The sequence below is a fragment of the Nocardia sp. NPDC050793 genome (assembly GCF_040654065.1).
In the GTDB taxonomy this organism is placed as follows: domain Bacteria; phylum Actinomycetota; class Actinomycetes; order Mycobacteriales; family Mycobacteriaceae; genus Nocardia.
The window spans coordinates 487,339-507,663 of sequence record NZ_JBFAHG010000001.1 but is presented as its reverse complement, the minus strand read 5'-3'; the positions used below and the strand labels follow the sequence as shown (position 1 = coordinate 507,663).

Genomic DNA, 20,325 nt, shown 5'->3' with positions numbered 1-20,325 from the left:
TGACAGATAGCGTGTTCAGGTGACAGATAGCGTGGTCAGTCACACCAGCCCGGGCGGCTTCACTTGGTTGTCACATCATGAGACACTCGAATATGTGTTCGATAATCGGCAGTGGAATGTGTGGCGGCCATGCAGTCCGCCGCGGCCGATCTTCGTCGACATCGATCGCTTGCTGCCCACCGAGCCCAGCGAAACCGATTCAGAGGTCTCGGCCAGCGTGCGCAGCCATGGACTGCGTTTGGGTGGTCGGATGCCGGGTGAGCTGCGCGGGTGGCATCGGTTGGCCGATGGTCGGTGGATCGCGAGTCTGCATGTTCCCGTGCAGTCCGGTGAGAAATGGATCTTCTTGGATTTCATCGCGCCAGCAGAGGCCGTCGCCGCCAGGGAAGACGGGGTGACCTTCCCGCAGCGGCCGGTCAACCGGTGGGGGCAACCAGAAAAGTATTAGCCGCCGATCACGGGAACCGGACCGTCGCCGGTTGCGTCGTAGTTGTCATGACGAATGCATCGGGTGGGTGGGATTCGGATTCGGACGCACAGCCGTACTTCGGTCCGGACGGGGAGTCGGCGGGCGCCTGGTTGCGCAGATGGTGGTTGGCCGGCGCGAGCGAGGTCCGCATCCACCGCAATCACCGATCCCGACAACCCCAGTGGAACGATCGCTGAAGGAGGGTGTGCCTCGGCGAGTCGAGGTTCAGGTGGAGTTGCAAGCACCGAACAACCAGTGGGTGAAGGTGTCCACCGGCGCTGGCCAACGGTCGTGGTTTGGGTCGTTCCGCTGCGGCTCGGGTGCCTTGGCCCAGCGCCGGTGACGGCCGGTGTGGTGCGCGCTGCGGCTAGCGGCGTAGGCCCAGCGTTCACCGACTGGGCGGTCGGCTTCGGTGCTGGTCTGCGACGTGCGCGGTCTCCGCCGCGATCGGCGCGTCATCGACCGTAACTGGTTGTGACGACGCGCCGACGGCCGCTTCTACACGCGCGTGTCGGTGTAGGCGGTGGTGCCGTAATGGATTTCGAACACCCCGTCGCCAATCGATACGGAGTCGCGTTCGATCTGCTCGATCCAGTGTTCCGGCCAGCGGGTGGTCGCCGCCGACCAACGCACTCCGTTCAGCGGCACTCCGGCGAGGTCGACGTCGCGTAGATCGGCACCGATGAAGTCGTTGAGCATCTGCTCGAGGCACCCGAGGTGACTCATCAGCTCGGCCAAGGCGTCACTGATCTCTTGGTGCACGGCTTCGGGGCCTCGCCTCTCGCCGCTTGCGGTCGCCACTGCGTCATCGGCACGATCGAGCATCCACTGTACGAACTCCCCGACCATGGCCACCCACTGGTGCGGCCCTACAGGATCCGGGGTCCGCGTCGGACCCATCCCTGCGATGAACGGTGTCGTGATCTGCAGGTGCAAGATTTGATCACCGATTTCTTGGCGGCTTGTCCTCCCAGGTCGTTGGCGGAGCTCAGTCAGCGCGTCGAAAAACCATGCGTCGGCATCGCCATCCTCTCCCGACTTCTCGAAGTTCTTCAATGACTCCGCGTACATCCGGACAGCCTCCGTCCGCCCGAGTCCTGTGGGGGCGTTGACGTAGATGACGCCCACGTTGAGGGGCTTGAAGATCGGCTCGAGGTGTCCACGAACATCACGAAGATGACCCTCGTTGAGTGAAGCGCTTTGACCGATGGTCAGCACGTCACGCACCGCCGCGCCCAATCCCGGTGCGTACTTGGCGCGCAGGGTCAGTCGTGTCGACAGCGGCATGAGCGCGAGTTCGCGCGAAGCCCACTGCAATGAACCGGCATCAGCATCGTCTTCTGGATGCTCCTGGATCAGTTCAGCGGGGAGTTCCGGGGGGATGATGGCCGCTAGGCCTGCCTCGATGTCGAGGTTGTCGCGTACCTGGTCGACGAAATCGGCATGCCGCTCCTCGAGAAGCACCTCGCGCAGGCCGGTCTCGATGTCGAGCCGCTCGGCCAGACCGGTGACGAAATCCCGATGCAGTTCGGCCATCGTCCGGTCCCGCGAACGGCGTCGGTGTAGGGATTTGGTCATTGCTGCGCGCTCCTGTCCCGATGCATCGCAAGAGTCTTCCGAGCCTTCCGCAGGTTCGAGCGGACGGTGGCGGGGTCGAGCGTCAACTGTTCGGCGATCTCACCCGGTTTGTAGCCCGCCAACGTCCAGGCCATCATCTGCCGTTGCCGCGGGGGAAGGGCAGCCATCTCCCGGACGAGGTCGTGCTGTGCTACCCAGTCGTCGACCTCATGAGATGACCCGAGAAGCGCCGATTGTTCCGGCTCTGCGATCAGGTCCTCGGTGATGCTGGCGATGCGGCGGACCAGATTGCGGCTGGCCACGGTGCGCGTCCAGGTTTTGGGGTGTTCGATGGTCGACCAGTTCCGCCACGCCAGCATCATCGTCTCTTGGACGATGTCGGCCGCGTCGACCGTCCGCGCGCCGTGCTGGATGAGGAACGCGACGAGCTTCGGGGTGAAGTCACGGTAGAACGCCCGAAACGCTTCGCGCTGCTCGACATCCGGCGTGACCTGTGCCGAGGTCATCGTCGGCGGAACTCGCACGTCGGCGCCACCGATCTGATCAGGCTCGTCGATCATCGCCATGCTCCCTCGCTCGTCCCACGGTCAACCGGGTGCGCAGCCCGCCCGGGCCATGGTGGGTGTCCACGCAACTGTTCAGCGGCAGCACCTGCACGAGCTCGACCATCTGCCGACGGTGTCCTCGCAGCTCGATGGCCTTCCACCGTAGCCGTAGCCAAACAGCGATGAGCGCCAAGACGTTTCCGACGATGCCCACGATCAGACCGGCGAGTTCTACACTCATCCGACTCCGTTCCTCTCCTCGAACTCGGTGTCACAGAGGTAGAGGCTTGCGCGCGCCCGAACGTGCACCGAGAATGCGAAATTCGCGAAAGCGATCGCCTCGATGCGGAGATCCGGCAGCTACGATGTCCGTGCTGCCGTTGGCGATATCGATCAGCGTGGTCGGTGTGGCACGGCTGGTTGGCGCTATCGGTGAATCGCGGTGACGTCGATCGGTCGATGCTGGCGTCGCCCGGTTTATCGATGTGCTCGTATCGGTGAATTCCGACGTCACTGCCGCCGATGTAGCCTCATCAGGCGATGTCGATGCCCAGATCGGCGGCGGTGCAGCGTCCGCCGTGGGCGACGGTGCGCAGCAGTTCGGCCGGTACAGCGGCGGTGATCGCGGTCGCCAGCGTCTGCAAGGTCGGATCGTCGGGCCGTTCGGTGAGCGCGGTCTGGATCGTCGCGGCGGCCGTGCGGGCGCTCTCGCCGCTGGTGTAGTGGGTGAGAGCAGCCAGCATCGCGGGCAAGCAGCGTCGGCGGATCGGCAGCTCACGCATCAGCAGCGTCCACAGCTTCACCGCGATCGGTCCGTTCGGGCCGACCGCGAAGGCGTAGAGCGCATCGCGCACCACGGGGTCTTCCAGCGCCTCGGCCAGCTCCGCCAGCACTTCGATGCGCAGCTCGACGCCTGCGTTGACGGCATGGGCCAGGGCCAGGACCAGCCGTAGCCGGCTGCGAACCGGCGCAAGGGCCTGGTCGAGATCGTCGGCGAACACGTTCGGGTCACGGCCGGGAGCAGACCGTGGTGCCGTCCCATCGACCGCGTCAGGGGCGGGGCCGGAGCCGACGACGCTGCCTGGCTGCGGTGCGGCGGCTGGATCGGGGGGCGGGCTGGTCAGCACGCCGGACTGGTCGTCGAGCAGGCTCACCCAGCTGCTGCCGGGCTCGGTTGCGGTGATCGTCCACGCCCCGACCAATGAGGTGTTCGTCTCGGCGAGCCGTTCACCTAGCAGTGTGGCCAGTTCCCGGTGGTCGGGGATGGGCACCGGGCGGTGGGGTGCGGGTTCGTCGATGATGATCACCGCTACTGCATCAGGACGCCATGAGGCGTAGACGTGTTGGGCGGCCTCGAGGATCGCCGCGGTCGCCAGCTGGCCGTCGGCGGCATAGAGATCGTGACTGTACAGCGCGTCGATCCTGTACGGGGCTGAAGAGCAGCCGGTCTCGCGGAGTGCGAACAACAGCAGCGACCGCGGTGGCAGCTGCGGCAACGATGTCAGGGTCGCGGTGATCAAGCTCTCTGGAGCATGGATGGACGGCACAGAACCTCCTGATGAGCTGGCAGTGGTGGACGGTGGGCATGCCTCGCGTCCGCGGCGCAATGACGAGTAGAGCGCAAGCGAGGCAGCATGCCGCGGGGGGTGGAATGCGAGCCCGGCGACAAGGTGTGATCGTGCGTGGAGCACGCGAGAGGGAAGGTGGGTGTGCCCGGAGGGGACGGAGCAACGCCCACCCACGCGCCTCTGCGCCGACAGGATCATGCACAGCACGACGAGTCGGTGCGGGCGGCGTCGGGATCGAACCACGCAAACGCGGTGGGAAGAGAGTGTGTGACCCCCTGGATAACCCCGACCCTGGCCACACTCTAATGCGCCCGCCGCCATGGCGGCCGGACAAGGGACCACGACCCGGCGGGGGCGGTGCGGGCTGCGGCGTAGGTCAGCCCGTCGGTGATGGTGCGCACGGCTTCGGCCTCGGTGAAATCATCGACCCCGACGTGTATCCGGGATGCCTCGAACAAGACCGTGTGGGCGTGCTCGTGGTCGAGCAGTCCCGCGCCGACGAGACGGCCGAGGCTGTTGGCCGCCAACAGCACCGCGCGATGCCGGGTACCGGTGCGGGCGGTGCGTATCCGGTTGGCCTGGTTGAGCAGCGCGGCGTGGACGTAGGCGTCGGGATGGGCGATCGACACCGCGGCCGCCGACGGCGCGGGTGGTGGCGGTGGTGGCGTCAGCAGCGGGATCAGCCAGTGCGGTAACGTGATCGGTTCTCGATCATCGAGCAGCTGGTAGGTGCCGTGGTCGAGGTGTGATCCGGCGGCCACGACGTAGCCGCCTTCCCCGCGGCTGTCGATGCGCCAGCCCAGGCGTTCGATCGTGTTGCGCAACGGCGGTTTCGAGGGCGCACGGTAGTGCAGGTGCATCCCGCTCGAGGTTATCTGAGGGAGGAAGTTCGGCCAGTATCTTGCCTGCTCAGAACGTTGATGCAATTGGAGAAACGAGTGGTCAGGACGAGCTGTGTCGTCGGCCGATGCGGGCTGAGTGTGGGGGTGGCGCCAGGAGCATTGTGGTGGCTGCGCAGGGTAACTTCCGAGCTTGATGCTGCCGAAGACGGGTTGCGGATGCTGACGCGCTAGGGCCTCTGCGCCGAGGCAGCGCGGCGAGGACCGCTTGAATCTCGTTCGGCAGCAGAAGCGGAGGACGATCCCGTCGAGTCCGACGTACCCGCACCAGCGATGAGGGTTGCGGTGCCACCCGAGCAGACAGGTGCGCCAGCAGTCCCCGCGCGGGCTTGCGCCGCCGAGCGTCTGCCTGCAGCAGTGACTTTGATCGAACCCGACAGCAGCCTGGAACCGATCACGCCGGGGACCGCCATACCCACCCGAGATACCGTGTTGAACCTACTGACCGAATGCACGATTGCCCACTTCGCGTGTCACGGAGTGGTCGACCCGGTAGACCCATCACAGAGCCGGATGTTGCTTCACGACCACGCCGACTCACCTTTCACTGTCGATGCACTCGCACCGATACATCTCGACCACGCCCGGCTGGCATACCTTTCAGCCTGCGAGACTGCACTCACTTACCACGCCCATCTCATCGATGAGAGCATCCACCTCGCGTCGGCATTCCAGCTCGCCGGATATCGGCATGTTGTCGGTACCCTGTGGCCAATCGACGATCGAACCTCGGTGACGATCGCCGACACCTTCTACGCCAAAATCACGCCCGGCGAGGGAGGCGAAATGGAAACCGACCGTGCGGCTCTAGCCCTGCACGACGCCGTCCGCGCCCTGCGTGACGACTTTCCCACCACTCCGGTGCTATGGGCCTGCTATACGCACACCGGTGCATGAGCGGTTGGCAATGCACCCGGGTTCGGGAGGCGGCTCGGGAGCAGTCCGGTAATGAAGCGTCCTGGGTCCGATAGAGACTCCAACCAAGCTAGGACGCTTCACTTCTGTCGGGGACACCGGATACCGTGGGCCGCGTGAATCCGGGATCTGTCATTCGGGGGTGGTGGATATGAGTTTGAGCCTGGCGGACAAGGTCGCGGCATTCTGCCGTGAACTTGGTGACGATACGTTGGCCGAGTCGATGCGGCGAGTCGGTGTGGAGGCGCGGTTCATTCGCGCCCGGGAAGCGGTACGCGACGGTAGGGTCGATCCGGTACTGGAAGCTGACCTGGATGCTCTCGATGGAGCCCTCAGACAAGCAGATGGTGACGGTATCTATCCGCCTTCGAGTCGGGCGTTCGAGGCGTGGCCCGGCGGGGAACGGGATTCCGGGGCGCGGTGGTGGGTATGCCCGGCACAGCAATGTGTTGGGCGGGGGCGTGTCCTCGCGGCGCAGTCGGCGCCGGTGTGTGGTGCCCTCGGCCGTCCGCTGGAGGCGGGACCGCTTCCGCTGTGACCGCTGTCTTGGGAGAATTCGGCAAGAAGCTTGCCGAGCGGTGGGGGGCTTATCTTACCGTGCCGGGCTTGCTGTACCTGGCTGCAGTGGTGGTGGCTGGGATTCTCGGGCAGCGGCATGCACTGGAGTACTCGCTGGTCGGGCATCGGATTACTGCCTGGGCAGGGAGCTCGGTCTTGCGGTCGACCGGTGGGCTTGTGCTTGTTCTGGGGGTCGTGCTGGCTGCTTCGGTGGCCGTGGCGCTGGCCGCGGGAGCACTCGGCCGGGTCGTCGAACTGATCTGGGTCAGTTCCGGTAGACATCGCCCCGCCCGCTGGCTCGTCAACTGGCGGCGTAAGCGCTCCTGTCGCGCCAAGGAGATAGCCGACGATCCGATCTCGACGCCAGCGCAGGTTCGCCGTGCGATCGCCCGAACCGATCGTATCTGTCTTCTTGAGCCCCACCGTCCTACTTGGATTGGGGATCGGTTGCGTGTGTGCGAGATCCGCATCCATCGCACCTACGGTCTCGACCTCAACTCGGCGTGGCCTCGCTTGTGGCTCATCCTTCCCGACACGGCTCGGACCGAGATCGGGACTGCCCGTGACTTGTTCGTCGCAGCTGCCGGTCTGGTCGGGTGGTCGGTTCTCTATGTGGGCCTTGCGGTCTGGTGGTGGCCAGCAGCATTGATCGCCGTGATCACGGCGACTGCCGGGGTGATGAAGGCCCGGCTGGCGACGACAACTCTCACCGATCTGGTTGAGTCGGCTATGGATCTCTACGGTGCAGACCTGTTCACCCGCTTGGAAGGGCCCGCCACCGGGCCGATCACTCCAGCGCGCGGTGCTGCTGTCACGACTCTGATGCGAAAGAGTCGGTGGGATCCCCAGTCGCCGCTTGCTGACTGAGCAGGGCACTGGATCCTCTGTGTCGCTGGCACTTCCGGTGGCGTCTGTGGATCGGTCACTGCCGTTCGGGCGTTGCTGATGTGCTGTGTGGATAGGATGCGGCCCGGTTATGCGCCGGCGTGGAGGTAGGCAGCCCAGAGGGAGGGTTTGGTGGGGTGCTGGTCGCGGACAGTGCGGATGGTGTCATGGAGCGCTCGGGCGGCGCAGTTCGTATCGAAAGCGGCATGGGGGTCAGTGGTGGTGAGGGTGAGGGTGCTGTAGAAAATGTCAGCGATGTCGGAGGCGATGTGGTCGTTTATGGCCCAGAGAGTTCCGATGACGTGGGGATAGCCAGCGAGTTGGAAGGCGGAGGTGAGATGGATGGCTTCATCGACGAGTTTAGTGTTTGCCGTGAGCGCGGTCTCGCAAGCCGAGAGGTAGGCCAGTTGGGCGTGGTCGAGGTGGAGAGTGGCCAGTGCTGCGACAGTGAGGGGGTTGCTGCTGTGGTCGTGCAGCAGTAGGCGGCTGCGGGAGGGGTCGGTAGGGTCGCTGAAACCGTGGCAGGCGAAATGCACGATAGCGTGGGTGGGTAGCACTTCAAGGACCGCGGCTGTGGTGGGCACGCTTGCATCGATAAGGTAATCGCCAGGATCGGGTCCGGTGAGGGTAAGCGCGCCAGGGAGGTGGTTGGCCACTGTACGAGCTTCCGCGGACGCGTAGTCCAGATTGTGGTCGGGCAGGTTAGGGGTGGTGGGCATCGCTACGATCAATGCACGTCGGGGTGTAGCGGAAAGGTCGGCGGGTAGACTCCGGCGGGCATGGCGCAGGGCGGTGATGGTGGGGGTGTAGGACGACACAACCCGGTCCAGGGCAGTTCGCCCGGCGGATTGGGAGTGGTATCCGGCGGCGTGGACAGGGAGCAGGCCGAGAACTCCACCAGGAATCCACCACACACGCGGTGATTGCATGCCTGGAGCCGGGGATTCGGTGTAGCCGAGTGCGTTCAGGACTGGTCCGACGGCTGTGTCCCACAACCATTCCAGGACCTGGACCAATTGTCCTTGGGCCTTGCGTCGCTGGGAAAAGGTCGATGCCGGACTGCTGACGGCAGAGAGGGCGGCATGAAAGGAAATCACATGGTCTACGAGCGTGCCCAGCGCCAAGTCAGGCAGTGGCATGTTCTCGACGCCGGTAGGAGTGACCAGCAGAGCGTCGCTGCGATATCGACTTACGTTGAGTACCACAACCGGGCCGTGCATGGCCTGGGCGACCAATTGCTCACGCGAGGGCGGCAACCCGAAGGTTGGGAACCCTTCCACCCCACGTATGCGGGTCAGCAAGTCATCGAACTCGCGGGCTAGCTGATGCCGATCTAGCGCGGTGCGCTCCGCTGTGGGAGGCGCGCCGACAGTGGGGGAGGTGAGTGTGGCAGGGACGACGATGTCGGGGGTGTGGTCGAGTTGGTCGCGCAGCCGGATGAATCGGTCGGCAAGGTCGGGGTGCCTGCGGGCGAGCTGGGTGAGATCGCCGCGGACATGCAGAGCTTGACTGAGCATCACCGCGCGGCCCGATTCCAGTAGCCGTAGCGCGGTGCTCGCACGCTGGTCGGCAGGTGCAGTCGGGTCGCTCAAAGTGAGCGCGGCGGCGTCGGCGGCCAGCCCGGCGAATCCCCCAAGCGCGTACTGCTTATCCGCGCGATGCAACTGGCGCGGTGCAACCTGCGGCAACAAAAGCACCGCTGCAGTCAACAGTGTTGCCGCGCGCGCAGGCTCCCGCGAAGCTATCAGCAGACCGGCACCGTAGCCAGCCAGAATACGATCCGACGCACTCGCCCCAGGCAGGTTCGCTGCTTGCGTCAATGCCTCGACGGCTTGGTCCAGATCCTCTCGAACTCCCTCACGATCGAACTGGATTCGCAAAGCATTCCCGAGGTTCCTCAAGTATCCGGCCAGGTCGGGGTGGTCGGTAGGGCTTGCGGTCACCGCCTCCCGCCCCAACTGCACGGCCTCCTCCAGATCCTCGCGCTCCCCCTCACGCTCGAAACGAGCCCGCAATACGTTGCTGAGGTTGGATTGCATGCGGGCCAGGTTGGGGTGATCGGTTGGGGTGGCAACGACCGCACCACGCAGCGTCTGCACCGCCTCCTCCAGATCCTCGCGCTCCCCCGCGCACCCGAAACGGGCCTGCAGTGCAGCCCCGAGGTTGGACAAGCACCAGGCCAGGTTGGGGTGGTCGGTGGGGGTTGCAGCGACCGTGCCACGCAGCACCTGGACGGCCTCGTCCAGATCCTCGCGCTCCCCCGCACGTCCGAAACGAGTCCACAGGGCGGTCCCGAGGTTCGACAGCCGCCAGACTAGATCAGGATGGTCGGTGGGGGTTGCAGCGACCGCGCCACGCAGCACCTGGACGGCCTCGTCCAGATCCTCGCGCGCGCTGGCACGCTCGAAGCGAGCCTGCAATGCGGCACCCCAGTTGGATAGACGTCGGGCCAGGTCGGGGTGGTCGGTGGGGGTTGCAGCGACCGCGCCACGCAGCACGTGGACGGCCTCGTCCAGATCCTCGCGCTCCCCCGCACGTCCGAAACGAGCCCGCAGCGCGATTCCGAGGTTAGACAGGATGGTGGCCCGCCTGGGGTCGTCGGTGGGGGTTGCAGCGACCGCGCCACGCAGCACCTGGACGGCCTCGTCCAGATCTTCCCGAACCCCCACACGCTCGAAACGGGTCCACAGGGCAGCCCCCAGGTTGGACAGCCGCCGGGCCTGGGCGGGGTGGTCAGCAGGGACGGCGGCCACCGCGCCACGCAGTGTCTGCACGGCCTCTTCCAGATCCTCACGCGCGCCCCCACTCTCGAAACGGGTAAGCAAAACGCTGCCGAGGGTGGACAAGCACCCGGCCAAATCGGGGTGGTCAGCAGGGGTGGCGGCCACCGCCTCGCGCCCTACTTGCACGGCCTCGTCGAGATCCTCGCGCGCCCCCACACGCTCGAAACGAGCCCGCAATGCGATCCCGAGGTTGGACAGCCTCCCTCTTACGTCGGGGTGGTCGGTGGGGGTGGCGGCCACCGCCTCGCGCCCTACCTGCACGGCCTCGTCCACATCCTCGAGAACCCCCGCACGTTCGAAACAAGCCTGCAAAGTGTTGCCGAAGCTGGTCAGCACCGCGGGCCGGTCCGGGTGATCAGCACCGATAGCGGCCACCGCCTCGCGCCCTACTTGCACGGCCTCGTCGAGATCCTCGCGCGCCCCCACACACTCGAAACGAGCCCGCAATGCGTTCCCGAGGTTGCACAGGATGGCGGCCCGGTTGGGGTGGTTGGTGGGGGTGGCGGCCATCGCCTCGCGCCCTACTTGCACGGCCTCGTCGAGATCCTCGCGCGCCCCCACACACTCGAAACGAGTCTCCAATGCGTTCCCGAGGCTGGACAGGATGGTGGCCCGGTTGGGGTGGTTGGTGGGGGTGGCGGCCATCGCCTCGCGCCCTACTTGCACGGCCTCGTCGAGATCCTCGCGCGCCCCCAGATGCTCGAAACGAGCCCACAGCGCGATGCCGAGCTTGGACATCCGCGCTGCCAGGTCGGGGTGGTCGTTGGGGGTGGCTCCCAGTATGCGCCGCGACAGCTCCACCGCGGCGGTGATGAGGCGCGGGTCAGCTTGACTGAGCGCGTCGTGTAGGAAGGCGACGGCGGCAATATCCGCCCGATCGGCTAGAACGGGCAACAATGGCTCGGGTAGTGGCCCAACTCCGGCGAGGAAACATCCGGTCATCATCTCTACCACCGTGTGCAGGTCCAGCTCGTCGCGGCCCCTTGGCAAAAGGATGTGGCGGTGCCAGTGCAGCCAACCCAACAGCCACCGCGACCCGATATCTGCGCCACCATCGTCGTCTATCAAAGTGGCCAGTTCTCGCGCTCGCCCCAATGCCTTTGGATGCAAGACCGCCTCCCAGTCACCCGACCCCGCTTTCTGCAGTCGGTCTCTGATCTCGGCCCGCAGCGTGTCAATGCGCGTGTTCCTCTGGTGTGCCGATTCCTCCGCTACCATCGCGTCCTCCCTCAATCCTCGCGCTGGCTACCATCTAGGCTCCAGCCTAGAGATCCTCGGTACGTGGACGTCCGGCAACGAGGACGATCAGTCGAAATACGTGGAGCACAGCCGTCTTCTAACCGCTGTGCAGTACCTCGGGGTGAATACCGTTGTCGGACAGTAAGGCCGGAGGTCAATCTTCACCGAGCCCCGAATCCCAGTGAGCGGCAAGTACCTTTCGGGGTTTGACGCAATGCGTCCAATCTGACAGCACTACGAAGCAGATAGGTGTCGAGCGTCCGGTAAGCAGCTGCTAGCGTACGTTTTGGTGGTTGCTGGGGGTCGATGAAGGTCAGGGCTCCTAATTCGGCGCGGAAACTGCTTGCCGTAGACGATGCCGTCGTCGATCGTGCGCCGCACCTCCTGCTGGGTGTAGTCGGCGACGCCGAGATGTTCAGCGGAAGTATGTTCCAGAACTGCATGGGCCGTTGATTCGGCCAGTTCACCGGCGGCGACGAGCCGCCCCAACTTCACCGCGGCCCTGAGCAGGGCATCGTGGCGGGAACCGATCTGTGCCCGTGCAACGTTGCGCGATTCGCCGTCGAGAATCGCTCGCACGTAGGCGTCCGCGCGCGGGGACGGTAACTGCATGGGCGGTGCTGCTGTCGGCGGCGGTGCGGGCATCAGCCGATACGTGAGCCATTGAGGCAGCTCCATGACCTGCGTATCACGAAGGATGCGGTAACGGCGGCCGCCCACTGTCGATCCTGGAGCTACGACGTACCCGCCATGCGCCCGTGTGTCGATCAGCGGCCGAGCCTACCTGCGGTGTTGCGAAACTCGAACCCGGCAGGAACGCGAAAATACAAATGGAATCCGCTCGGCGTTACCACGCCGAAAGTGTCGTCAGGAAATACTGCGCCTTCACTAGATGCCAAGGCTGCCAACGTATCGAGGCCGTGACTTTTCGCCGAAGACTCCTGCGATGAAGTACGAGCGAGGTCGTCGTCCAAGTCGACCACGACCAGTTCTGACCTACCGGTGGCAACACCGATGTTGTAGCGCGCTGCGGGGGCACAAAGCCGGCGGACCGCCGTAGGGTCACAGGTTGCGCGATCCTCCCAGGACCGTATCGCCGGCGTCTTCCTGCCCGGAACCAGAGGAAACACACACCACCCCCTGGCCGCCGCCGCCAACGCCAACGCCAACGCCAACTTGAGGAGATCACGGCTAGACACGCACAACCATCCCTTCCAGCCGCCGCACGAAACTGGTGGCGTGATCGTCGTTGCCGCCTTGTTGATAGCACTGCGATAACGAAATTGGTTCCGGTACAAACGATTCGTCGATGACGTTGTTGCGGTGACCGAACCACCCGCTGATAACCGAAGGGGTGGACATGGCATAGGTCGGTACCGGCAGCGGCTGGTTGGCGCGGGCGGCGAGTTCGGTGAGAACGTCACGGCCGTCGCGGACGTGGCGCCATGCAGGCGATGGCGATGTTGTTCCCTGGCCAGCGATCCCACCAGTCGCGGATGCGGAAGGGGTCACAGCTGGCGTGCTGTTCCCACTGGTTGATCGCCGGTGACTTGCTATAGGGGTGCAGGGGAAAGATGCGGAAGCCGCGCCGGGCGTGGCCGAGCGCGATGGCCACCAGCCCCGCCGCGGGCTCGGCGAGGACGCTGTTCACAAATGCTCCGTTTCGTCGCGGTGACGCCCGGACATGCCGCGAGTTCCCGGCCTTGGCCGGGTGCGGTGCGGCGTGGCGGGATTGGGTGAGGACGGCTCAGCGTGGTTGGGCGTCGGTGATCCGGAGGCGATAGGTGTCGGGTTCGACGGTGATGACCATCCATGCCTCGGGGTCCGCGCTGCGGATCGCGTCGATCAACGTTGTGCCGCGAGTGACGGTTTGATGCAGGGGCAGGTACTCGGCGAAGTCGTCGCCGCCGACCGCGGTGGAAACAATGCGCCCCCCGGTTCCCGGTCCCCAGCGGTGGGCGTAGACCACCGTGATCGGTCCTTCGGGATGCTCGGGGTCGGCGGGCTGGCGTGGGCACCCGTTGCTGAGCAGGTAGGTGCCGTCATCCTTGACCCACACCAGCGACGGCTGCGCAGGCGTGCCTTCGAACTGTTCGACCAGTGACTGGCTGTGCTCGGGCGCGGCGAGGGCGTGCTCGGCCACGACACGCACCTGCGACAGCGGGAACCACAGGTCGATCGGTTTCTTCATGGGAGTCCTTCACGGCATCGGCGGGTGGTGGCGAGTAAGGCGAGATCGAGGCCGAATCGGGGCTGCCCCGATCAGGTTGGCCCTGCGCGGGTGGTTGGTGCACGCGACGCAGCGGCGTGGCGCGCACCTTCTGCGCGGTGCCGGTCACCGGAGGCCACCACCTTCACCGAAGATCGCGCGGGTGAGGATGAGCGCCGCAAGCAGGTCCACGGGCTGGTCGTCCTCGCTGCCGGGGGCGGCGTCGCGCACCTTGCGGAGCTTGCGGATTCGCGTGGCAGGGCGCAGGTCGACCCCGACTGCGGGTGCGGTGTTCTCGTCGCCGGGGTCGGTGATGATCTAGTAGTCGCGCAGGTACAGCCAGGCTTCGTACCAGGCTTCGGCGGGTTTGCCCTCCCGGGTGCCGTCGCGGGGGTCGGGTTCGGGAACTACCCAGCGGCGGCAGCCGCACTCGGGGTCCTCGCAGGGGCCGAAGCTTTCGGGCGGGTGTGGGTTGTAGCGGTGCACGGCGCCGGCGAGCATCGGGCATGCGCGTGTGGAGTACCACCCGCATTCGGGGTGCATGCCAGGTTCGGGGGTGAGCCCGCGTAGGTAGTCCGAGGGCCGGATATACAGCACGACCCGCTCGGTGAGAGGGTCGCCGCAGATCTGACACAGCTTGTGCCACAGAATTTTCTGTAACCGCGTGTGGTCGAGTTTGCCCCAGACCGGGCGGGAGCGATCACGGTGGGCCAGGGTGACGAAGGGCACGACCATGCCCGCCGCCGTCGGCTTGTTGGACAGCCGCACCAGCACCGGCACTCGCGTGGAACCCGGTGGTCGAGGCGGGCGTGGTGGCAGGGGTGTGTCGGTCATGTTCACCTCGATTCGGTAGACGCCGCGACATCAGAGCGCGGTGGCGGGGGATTGGGGGTCGCTGTCGGGGATGGGTGCGGCGGCGAGGGTGAGGCGGGTGAAGGCGTCGGCGCGCCCGGGTGTGTGAATCCGCACCTGAATCCACGCGCACAGCGCCCCCGGCACGGGAGGTTGGGCCTGCCAGGGTTCGTAGCGGTCCTCGTCGAGTTCGGGGAGATGCGCGTGGATCCAGGCCATCAACTCGGCGGCGCTGCGGATCATGAGGGCCAGCGCCGTCCGGTGTGGGAATCCTGGTCGTGGATGGCCACCGAGCTGGGCGCGCCGGGCACCTGGGTGGTGACCGAGCGCGGCAACTGTGCGTGGCAGCCTCCGGCGGCCCACCGGCCGGCAGCGAGAACCCAACGACCGGTGGCCGGGTCGAGCTCGGCGGGGCGCAGATACCAGCTGATCCCGGTCGGCAACCCTGGGAACACGTTCTCCTCCCAGTGGATTCGGCTGGTGCCGTCGTCGGCGACGGTGATGACGCCGGTGGCGTGTTCGACGCGCACCAACGCCAGAATCGGGTAATCGGTTGCGGGGGTGGCGGGTTCGATGCCGGGGAAGACAGCGATGGGTGTTCCGGGGCGGGGGCTGGTGGCGAAGGCGGCGTGGTGGCCGACAATCAGCACTGGCCCGCCCGGGAGCGCCTCCTCGCGCAGATACCGCTGATGGTTCGGGTCGAGCTGCACCCGCGCCAGATACCGGGCGAGATCAATTCTCATGGTCACCACCGGCTTCGGAGTCTGGTGGGGTCCGCAGGGCGTGCACGCTCAGGCGCACGAGCCGCTCGGGGCGTTCGTGCCGGTCCAGTAGGTGATCCATGACCACGCGGGTATCGCCGCCGAGGCCCTCGGCCATGCCGCGGGCGAATTCGATGATCCGGTGCACGGAGGCGAGATACTCGGGCAGGCCCTCCAGCAGCAGGGTGAGGGTTTCTTCCCGCGACAGCGGCCTTATCTCGTCGTCAGGCATAGCTCGGCTCCTGTTCGGTGGCAGCGGTGAGGCGTTGGACGGATTCGATGAACCTCAGCGGCAGCAGCACGCCGGGCTGGGTGTCGCTGGCGAGCACGACGTGGTGGCGATGCACGGCCTGCACGCGCACCGAGTAGTGGGCGTAGCCGCCGCGGGTGACCACGGTCGAAAGCGCTCGGGCGCGGTGGAGCTGGTGCAGCTCGGCGGCGATGACCGCCATGACCGGGTCGGCGGCGCTGTGCTGCTCGGGTGCTGCGGTGCCGCCGTGCGGGTCGACGCGGCGATCGACCGCGAGGCGGTGGTCGAACCAGGCATCGATGCGTTCGAGGACGCGGCGGGTGAACTCCGCGTCAGTCTCGGGGTCGAGGGGGCGGTCGGTGGGTTCGGTCATCAGCGGGTCCTCCTGTTCGTGCGCCAGCGCACCGCGGGCCGGGACTGGGATGGGTGGTGGCGGGCTGCGAGGGCGGCGGCGAGCGCGTCAGTGGCTGCGGGGTCGAGATCGGCGTAACGCCACTCGGTTTCGTGGTCGCCGCGGTCGCGGATCAGCAGCCGCACCCGATGCCCGTCGGTGCTGGCGATGAGCTAGTCAGCGTCGATGTCGCGCAGTGCGAATCAACACCGAGTCGAGGCTTCGTCGGGCAGGCATTTGACCCTCCTGCCAGACAGAACGACTGGACCCGCGCATCGGCGAGCGGGTCGATGCGCGGGTCCGGGTCCGGGTCCGGGTCGGGGGATGGGGCTGAAAGCGCAAGCGGTCAGGTGTATTCGAGTTCGAGCAGGTCGGCGTAGCGTTCTTCCCCGTCGAGGGACGGGCAGAAGCATTTGGGGAATGCGCGCGAGCATTCGGTGCAGAAGCCACACCCGGGGCAGTGCGGGCCGAGGCGGTCGTCGGGTTCGCCGCAGTTGTCGCAGTACTCCTCGGCTGCATCGGCCCACAGGTAGGGCCGGTAGCCGTAGTTGGAGTACCAGGATCCGTCGTCCCAGCAGCCGTGATGTTCGTTGAAGATGTAGGCGCGATGCTTGTAGGCGGGGTCGACGGTCAAGATCACCATTTTGTCGCCGCGGAGCCACCGCTCGAGGCGGTCGCGGCCTGCCCAGGAATCCAGCGACCCGAACGGCTGAGTCGGTAGGTAGTCCTCGGCGGCGATGCGGGTGTCCGAGCGAGGATCACCCGGGCGGGGGTGCATGGTGGTCGGCAGGATTCCGTTGTGGGCGAGGACGGTTCGCTGGTCACGTCCGAGGTGGAAGGGATGGCAGTTGTCGAGGTTGCGGGGGCCGTGGGTGGCCAGGCGGGAATGAAACAATGCCGCACCGTGTGGGTATTGGTCTCGTACCGCGGCGAACTCGGCGATCACCGCGGTGGCGTCCATGCCGTGGCCGACGGTGATCGTCTCGCCGGTGATCAGCGCGTAGCCGTGGCCGTGCGGATTGGCCCGTGCTCCGTTGCGCAACGCATCCACATCGGGGGTGATACCGGGTTTGACGAAGGTCAGGATGCACACGCGAGGGCCTCCAATTCGGCGAGCAGCGGGGAGTAGTGGGGACGGGTACGCAGCCAGGCGGTGAACGCAGACCATTCCCAGCCGTTCCGGCGTGCGATCTGGGCTGCGCTCAGGTGGCGGGTGTATTCGACCGATGCCGCGGCGAAAGCGAGTGCGGCTTGGACCTGCTGTCGGTGCAGGGAGCTGGCGAACACGCGCAGTTCGAAGGTGTGCTCGGGGCGGACGTTGACCGCTTCGTAGCGGGCAGCGACGTCCTGGGTGCCGTGGGCGTATTCCCACAGCCGCGAACGCGCGTCGGTGGAAAACTTCGCCCATTCCGGCGCGGACCGCCGCGCCAGTGTGGTGACCGCGGTTTCGTTGCGGTAGACGAACTTCAACCACCGGTAGATGTGGGCGGGGGAGTCGAACCCGGCGCGGGAGAGGTGGATGTGGATGCCGACGTGTTCATCGGTGTAGGCGCCCAGCAGCCGCAGCCGGTTGAGCAGCTGCCACGGAAACCGCTCGCGCGCATACGCATACGACATGGGATGGGTGACCAGCTCGAACCCGCACGGGCTGATCGAGGAGTCCTCTTTCAGATAGCCGAGGTCCCCGAGCTGGTCGACGGCGGTGTCGACGGCGTCGACGAAAACACCGCTGGGGGTTTTGATCTCCAGTTCCAACCCCAGAAACAGCGGACCCTCGCCGTGGAAGCGGGGGCTGGGTTTGTACTCCCAGGAGTGCACGTTCGAATGCGAGGACCCTCCGGGGGCGCAGGCTTGGCAATAGATGTCCCCGCGCACAACGAGGGTGTAGCAGTCGGCGCACTCGTGATAGTCCTCGTCCTCGCAGCTGGCACAGACCTGGCCGCCGCCGCAGACCTCGGAGGTGTCGGCGGCCAGATACCCGCAGTCCGAGCAGTGGGCGTAGTTCTCACCGCAGCCCTGGCACACATCCCCACCGCCCACGACCGCGGTGACATGACGGGTGTAGAGGTCGCAGTCGGTGCAGCGATGCCAGTCGGTTGCACATTCGCCACACAGGTAGGTCTCGTGGACGGTCAACGCCCGCTCGCGGGAGTAGTTGGCGCATTGATCGCAGCGCGGGACATCCTCTGCGCAGCCTCCGCAGAGCCGCTCACCCTCGACCGTGGACACCAACTCCGCTGCGGGGGTGGGATCAGAGCAGTCCTCGCACAGCGGGTCGGCCAGCAGGGATGCGGGCATGAGCAATCACGACCTTTCGGGGGGAGAAATGGAAAGAACCCCGCACCGAGCCAGAACGGCTGGGTACGGGGTTCTCGAGACGGGGTGGCTCAGCGTGTGGTGCGAGCCGAACGCGCGCGTTCGCCAGCTGGCGAGTGGCGGGTCAGCGCGAGCCTTCGATGCCGGCCGGTGGTGCGGCCGGTCGGGGCGGGGTGGTGGCAGGTGCAGTCGGGGAAGGCGATCTCGCAGTGGAAGCACCAGCCGCAGTCACCGCAGTAGCGGCTGGTGCGCTGAACATCGATGCCCCAGCAGTGCCCGCAGACGTACTGTCGGCGCGCTGGCCACCGCCGGCTCGGTGGCAGGTAGCTGGTGTTGGAGTACCAGACCCCGCCCTCCCAGGTCCCGGCCTGCTCGCCGAACAGATACGCCTGGTGCTGGTAGGTAGGGTCGACGGTGAGGATGACCAGCTTGCTCGAACCCAACCACGAGGCCAGCCCCCGCGCGCCGCGGTGGGTATCGATCGACCCGAACGGTTGACGAGGTAGGTAATCCTCGGCGGCGATTCGGGTATCCGAACGCGGATCGTAGGCGCGCGGGTGCACGCGTTTGGGCAGGGTCCCGTTGTGCGCCAAGACCGTCCGAGGATCACCACCGAGGCGGAACGGGTGACAGTTGTCGATATCGCGGATGCCTTTGGTGGCGAAGCGGGAATGAAACAACCCAGGACCGTCGGGGTAGCGGTCGCGCACGCGGATGAACTCCTCGATCACCGCCTCGGCGTCCATCGAGTGCCCGACGACGATGCCGCGACCGGCGATCACCGCGTAACCGTGCCCGTGCGGATTCGCCGTCGCCCCATACGCCAGCGCGACCGGGTCCGCGGTGCTGGCAGGTGGGTAGTAGGTCAGCAGGCACATGCCAGGTCCTCCATCTCCGCCGCCAGCGGCTGATAGTCGGGCTGGGTGTTGACCCACGCGGCAAACGCCGACCATTCCCACGCCCCGGCCCGCACATCGGCCACCCGCAGACCGCGGGTGTAGTCGATCGAGGCGGCGGTGAACGCGAGCGCGGCCTGCACACACTGGACGTCCAAAGAGCTGGCGAACACCCGCAACTCCAGCGTCTTGCGCGGGTAGGGGTTGATCGCCTGATACCGCTCCAACCCCAACGCGTGCTGATGGCTTTTGGCGGTGTCACGGGCTTTCGCGCGCGCGGCCCGGTCGAAGGGCGCGTAGTGCGAACGTCGCCGCGCCAGGGTCGTGACCGCGGATTCGTTGCGGTACAGCAACTTCAGCCAGCGGTAGACATGAGCGGGGCAGTCGAACCCGTCGCGGCTGGCGTGCACATGCAACCCGACGGTGTGGTCGGTCTGGCAACCCAGCTTCTCGAGCACTTCGAGCAGGCGCCACGGGAAGTGCTCGATCGCGTGGCGATACGACATCGGATGAGTCACCAGCTCGAACCCCTGCGGCTGAATGGAGGAGTCCTGTTTGAGGTAGCCGAGATCGCCGAGGTGATCGGTCGCGGCGGTGACGCAGTCGGTGTAGCTCTCGTCGGGGACGATGACCTCGAGTTCCATCCCCAGATACAGCGGTCCGTCGCCGTGGAAGATCGGGTCGGGTTTGTAGCTGTAGTTCCACACCCGATCCCGGCGAGAGCACGGATCACACACCCGACCCGCCCGCAGCAACGTCCCGCACGCCAGGCACGAGTCGTAGATGGCCGCGCAGCGGGTACAGACGCGACCACCCCCGGAGACATAGCGGCTGGCGGCGCTGTAGCGCGAGCAGGTGATGCACAGATCGAAAAACACTGCCGCACATCGCATACACACCGGATCGCCGGTGTCGGTGCGCATGTGCGTTTCGGTCAGCTCCCGGCACGACACACACCCCACCCACCCCGAGGTGCACCCCTTACACAGCTGGCGGTCGTCGGCGACCGCGGTCAACGTCAGAACCAGCGCGTGGCAGCGCTCGCACTCGGGGAGCCGGACGAAGCAGCTGCCGCAGACCAGCTGACCGGGTTCATCGTCGATCTGGTGCCGCTCGCCCGCGTCGCTGCACCGACAGAGCGCGCACGGCGGATAGGTGGACAAATAGGCGTGAGGCATGACAGGCGTACCTTCCAGGAAACGAAAGAACGC

23 protein-coding genes are annotated in these 20,325 nt (G+C 66.2%); 3 read left to right on the top strand and 20 right to left on the bottom strand.

The genetic code is table 11. The features are described 5' to 3' along the window. The first annotated feature begins 19 nt into the window (after positions 1-19). Complete coding sequence (locus tag AB0H50_RS02255) at positions 20-448, top strand: hypothetical protein (protein ID WP_357445384.1); 429 nt, start codon at positions 20-22, stop codon at positions 446-448. A 519-nt stretch (positions 449-967) separates the two neighbouring features. On the opposite strand, the gene AB0H50_RS02250 is transcribed toward AB0H50_RS02255, so the two are convergent. The 5 genes from AB0H50_RS02250 to AB0H50_RS02230 all read right to left on the bottom strand — a co-directional run bounded on the left by AB0H50_RS02250 (position 968) and on the right by AB0H50_RS02230 (position 5,086). After that, entirely contained in the window at positions 968-2,005 is a 1,038-nt protein-coding gene (locus tag AB0H50_RS02250) for a hypothetical protein (protein WP_357445380.1), read from the bottom strand. 38 nt (positions 2,006-2,043) lie between these two features. Beyond that, positions 2,044-2,613, bottom strand: coding sequence for a sigma-70 family RNA polymerase sigma factor (locus tag AB0H50_RS02245; protein WP_357445377.1), 570 nt, complete (start codon positions 2,611-2,613; stop codon positions 2,044-2,046). Then, the gene (locus AB0H50_RS02240; RefSeq protein ID WP_357445374.1) at positions 2,591-2,833 is read right to left on the bottom strand and encodes a hypothetical protein; all 243 of its coding nucleotides are present in this window, start codon (positions 2,831-2,833) and stop codon (positions 2,591-2,593) included. Before AB0H50_RS02240 ends, AB0H50_RS02245 begins: the two co-directional genes overlap by 23 nt. A gap of 292 nt (positions 2,834-3,125) precedes the next feature. After that, positions 3,126-4,139: a DUF4192 family protein gene (locus AB0H50_RS02235; RefSeq protein WP_357445371.1), complete on the bottom strand. Its 1,014-nt coding sequence runs from the start codon at positions 4,137-4,139 to the stop codon at positions 3,126-3,128. Positions 4,140-4,462: 323 nt separating this feature from the next. Further along, positions 4,463-5,086 (bottom strand): bifunctional DNA primase/polymerase, encoded by a 624-nt coding sequence (locus AB0H50_RS02230; RefSeq protein WP_357445368.1) that lies wholly within the window; start codon positions 5,084-5,086, stop codon positions 4,463-4,465. 246 nt (positions 5,087-5,332) lie between these two features. Between AB0H50_RS02230 and AB0H50_RS02225 the strand changes: the two genes are divergently transcribed. Both AB0H50_RS02225 and AB0H50_RS02220 read left to right on the top strand, forming a co-directional pair. Continuing rightward, positions 5,333-5,956: a CHAT domain-containing protein gene (locus AB0H50_RS02225; RefSeq protein WP_357445365.1), complete on the top strand. Its 624-nt coding sequence runs from the start codon at positions 5,333-5,335 to the stop codon at positions 5,954-5,956. 552 nt (positions 5,957-6,508) lie between these two features. Then, positions 6,509-7,399: a hypothetical protein gene (locus AB0H50_RS02220; RefSeq protein WP_357445362.1), complete on the top strand. Its 891-nt coding sequence runs from the start codon at positions 6,509-6,511 to the stop codon at positions 7,397-7,399. A gap of 107 nt (positions 7,400-7,506) precedes the next feature. On the opposite strand, the gene AB0H50_RS02215 is transcribed toward AB0H50_RS02220, so the two are convergent. The 15 genes from AB0H50_RS02215 to AB0H50_RS02145 form a co-directional block, all read right to left on the bottom strand. Further along, the gene (locus AB0H50_RS02215) at positions 7,507-11,418 is read right to left on the bottom strand and encodes a tetratricopeptide repeat protein (RefSeq protein ID WP_357445359.1); all 3,912 of its coding nucleotides are present in this window, start codon (positions 11,416-11,418) and stop codon (positions 7,507-7,509) included. Positions 11,419-11,673: 255 nt separating this feature from the next. After that, positions 11,674-12,207 carry a bifunctional DNA primase/polymerase gene (locus AB0H50_RS02210; RefSeq protein ID WP_357447214.1) on the bottom strand — a complete coding sequence of 178 codons (534 nt, stop codon included), beginning with the start codon at positions 12,205-12,207 and terminating at the stop codon, positions 11,674-11,676. Beyond that, positions 12,207-12,638, bottom strand: coding sequence for a bifunctional DNA primase/polymerase (locus AB0H50_RS02205; RefSeq protein ID WP_357445356.1), 432 nt, complete (start codon positions 12,636-12,638; stop codon positions 12,207-12,209). The genes AB0H50_RS02210 and AB0H50_RS02205 overlap by 1 nt, the downstream gene beginning before the upstream one ends. Next, entirely contained in the window at positions 12,631-12,801 is a 171-nt protein-coding gene (locus AB0H50_RS02200; RefSeq protein WP_357445353.1) for a hypothetical protein, read from the bottom strand. Before AB0H50_RS02200 ends, AB0H50_RS02205 begins: the two co-directional genes overlap by 8 nt. A 58-nt stretch (positions 12,802-12,859) precedes the next feature. Further along, positions 12,860-13,090 carry a bifunctional DNA primase/polymerase gene (locus AB0H50_RS02195; RefSeq protein ID WP_357445349.1) on the bottom strand — a complete coding sequence of 77 codons (231 nt, stop codon included), beginning with the start codon at positions 13,088-13,090 and terminating at the stop codon, positions 12,860-12,862. 96 nt (positions 13,091-13,186) lie between these two features. After that, positions 13,187-13,630, bottom strand: a complete 444-nt coding sequence (locus AB0H50_RS02190; protein WP_357445346.1) for a hypothetical protein — start codon at positions 13,628-13,630, stop codon at positions 13,187-13,189. Positions 13,631-13,966: 336 nt separating this feature from the next. Then, positions 13,967-14,482: a hypothetical protein gene (locus tag AB0H50_RS02185; protein WP_357445343.1), complete on the bottom strand. Its 516-nt coding sequence runs from the start codon at positions 14,480-14,482 to the stop codon at positions 13,967-13,969. A gap of 30 nt (positions 14,483-14,512) precedes the next feature. Next, positions 14,513-14,743: a hypothetical protein gene (locus tag AB0H50_RS02180; protein WP_357445340.1), complete on the bottom strand. Its 231-nt coding sequence runs from the start codon at positions 14,741-14,743 to the stop codon at positions 14,513-14,515. Further along, positions 14,740-15,243 (bottom strand): hypothetical protein, encoded by a 504-nt coding sequence (locus AB0H50_RS02175; protein WP_357445337.1) that lies wholly within the window; start codon positions 15,241-15,243, stop codon positions 14,740-14,742. Before AB0H50_RS02175 ends, AB0H50_RS02180 begins: the two co-directional genes overlap by 4 nt. After that, the gene (locus tag AB0H50_RS02170; RefSeq protein ID WP_357445334.1) at positions 15,233-15,493 is read right to left on the bottom strand and encodes a hypothetical protein; all 261 of its coding nucleotides are present in this window, start codon (positions 15,491-15,493) and stop codon (positions 15,233-15,235) included. The genes AB0H50_RS02175 and AB0H50_RS02170 overlap by 11 nt, the downstream gene beginning before the upstream one ends. Beyond that, positions 15,486-15,884 (bottom strand): hypothetical protein, encoded by a 399-nt coding sequence (locus AB0H50_RS02165; protein WP_357445331.1) that lies wholly within the window; start codon positions 15,882-15,884, stop codon positions 15,486-15,488. Before AB0H50_RS02165 ends, AB0H50_RS02170 begins: the two co-directional genes overlap by 8 nt. A gap of 364 nt (positions 15,885-16,248) precedes the next feature. Beyond that, the gene (locus AB0H50_RS02160; protein ID WP_357445326.1) at positions 16,249-16,995 is read right to left on the bottom strand and encodes a class II glutamine amidotransferase; all 747 of its coding nucleotides are present in this window, start codon (positions 16,993-16,995) and stop codon (positions 16,249-16,251) included. Further along, complete coding sequence (locus AB0H50_RS02155) at positions 16,983-18,200, bottom strand: amidoligase family protein (RefSeq protein WP_357445323.1); 1,218 nt, start codon at positions 18,198-18,200, stop codon at positions 16,983-16,985. The genes AB0H50_RS02160 and AB0H50_RS02155 overlap by 13 nt, the downstream gene beginning before the upstream one ends. Before the next feature lie 89 nt (positions 18,201-18,289). Then, complete coding sequence (locus AB0H50_RS02150) at positions 18,290-19,096, bottom strand: hypothetical protein (protein ID WP_357445320.1); 807 nt, start codon at positions 19,094-19,096, stop codon at positions 18,290-18,292. Next, complete coding sequence (locus AB0H50_RS02145) at positions 19,084-20,292, bottom strand: hypothetical protein (RefSeq protein ID WP_357445317.1); 1,209 nt, start codon at positions 20,290-20,292, stop codon at positions 19,084-19,086. The genes AB0H50_RS02150 and AB0H50_RS02145 overlap by 13 nt, the downstream gene beginning before the upstream one ends. Between the last annotated feature and the right edge of the window lie 33 nt (positions 20,293-20,325).

Coding starts and splice junctions, on each gene's coding strand:
- AB0H50_RS02180 (WP_357445340.1), bottom strand. CDS start 14,743: ATGATCCGCAGCGCCGCCGAGTTGATGGCCTGGATCCACGCGCATCTC.
- AB0H50_RS02200 (WP_357445353.1), bottom strand. CDS start 12,801: ATGTCCACCCCTTCGGTTATCAGCGGGTGGTTCGGTCACCGCAACAAC.
- AB0H50_RS02150 (WP_357445320.1), bottom strand. CDS start 19,096: ATGTGCCTGCTGACCTACTACCCACCTGCCAGCACCGCGGACCCGGTC.
- AB0H50_RS02245 (WP_357445377.1), bottom strand. CDS start 2,613: ATGGCGATGATCGACGAGCCTGATCAGATCGGTGGCGCCGACGTGCGA.
- AB0H50_RS02190 (WP_357445346.1), bottom strand. CDS start 13,630: ATGAAGAAACCGATCGACCTGTGGTTCCCGCTGTCGCAGGTGCGTGTC.
- AB0H50_RS02175 (WP_357445337.1), bottom strand. CDS start 15,243: ATGAGAATTGATCTCGCCCGGTATCTGGCGCGGGTGCAGCTCGACCCG.
- AB0H50_RS02225 (WP_357445365.1), top strand. CDS start 5,333: ATGAGGGTTGCGGTGCCACCCGAGCAGACAGGTGCGCCAGCAGTCCCC.
- AB0H50_RS02170 (WP_357445334.1), bottom strand. CDS start 15,493: ATGCCTGACGACGAGATAAGGCCGCTGTCGCGGGAAGAAACCCTCACC.
- AB0H50_RS02155 (WP_357445323.1), bottom strand. CDS start 18,200: ATGCCCGCATCCCTGCTGGCCGACCCGCTGTGCGAGGACTGCTCTGAT.
- AB0H50_RS02165 (WP_357445331.1), bottom strand. CDS start 15,884: ATGACCGAACCCACCGACCGCCCCCTCGACCCCGAGACTGACGCGGAG.
- AB0H50_RS02185 (WP_357445343.1), bottom strand. CDS start 14,482: ATGACCGACACACCCCTGCCACCACGCCCGCCTCGACCACCGGGTTCC.
- AB0H50_RS02240 (WP_357445374.1), bottom strand. CDS start 2,833: ATGAGTGTAGAACTCGCCGGTCTGATCGTGGGCATCGTCGGAAACGTC.
- AB0H50_RS02250 (WP_357445380.1), bottom strand. CDS start 2,005: ATGGCCGAACTGCATCGGGATTTCGTCACCGGTCTGGCCGAGCGGCTC.
- AB0H50_RS02215 (WP_357445359.1), bottom strand. CDS start 11,418: ATGGTAGCGGAGGAATCGGCACACCAGAGGAACACGCGCATTGACACG.
- AB0H50_RS02145 (WP_357445317.1), bottom strand. CDS start 20,292: ATGCCTCACGCCTATTTGTCCACCTATCCGCCGTGCGCGCTCTGTCGG.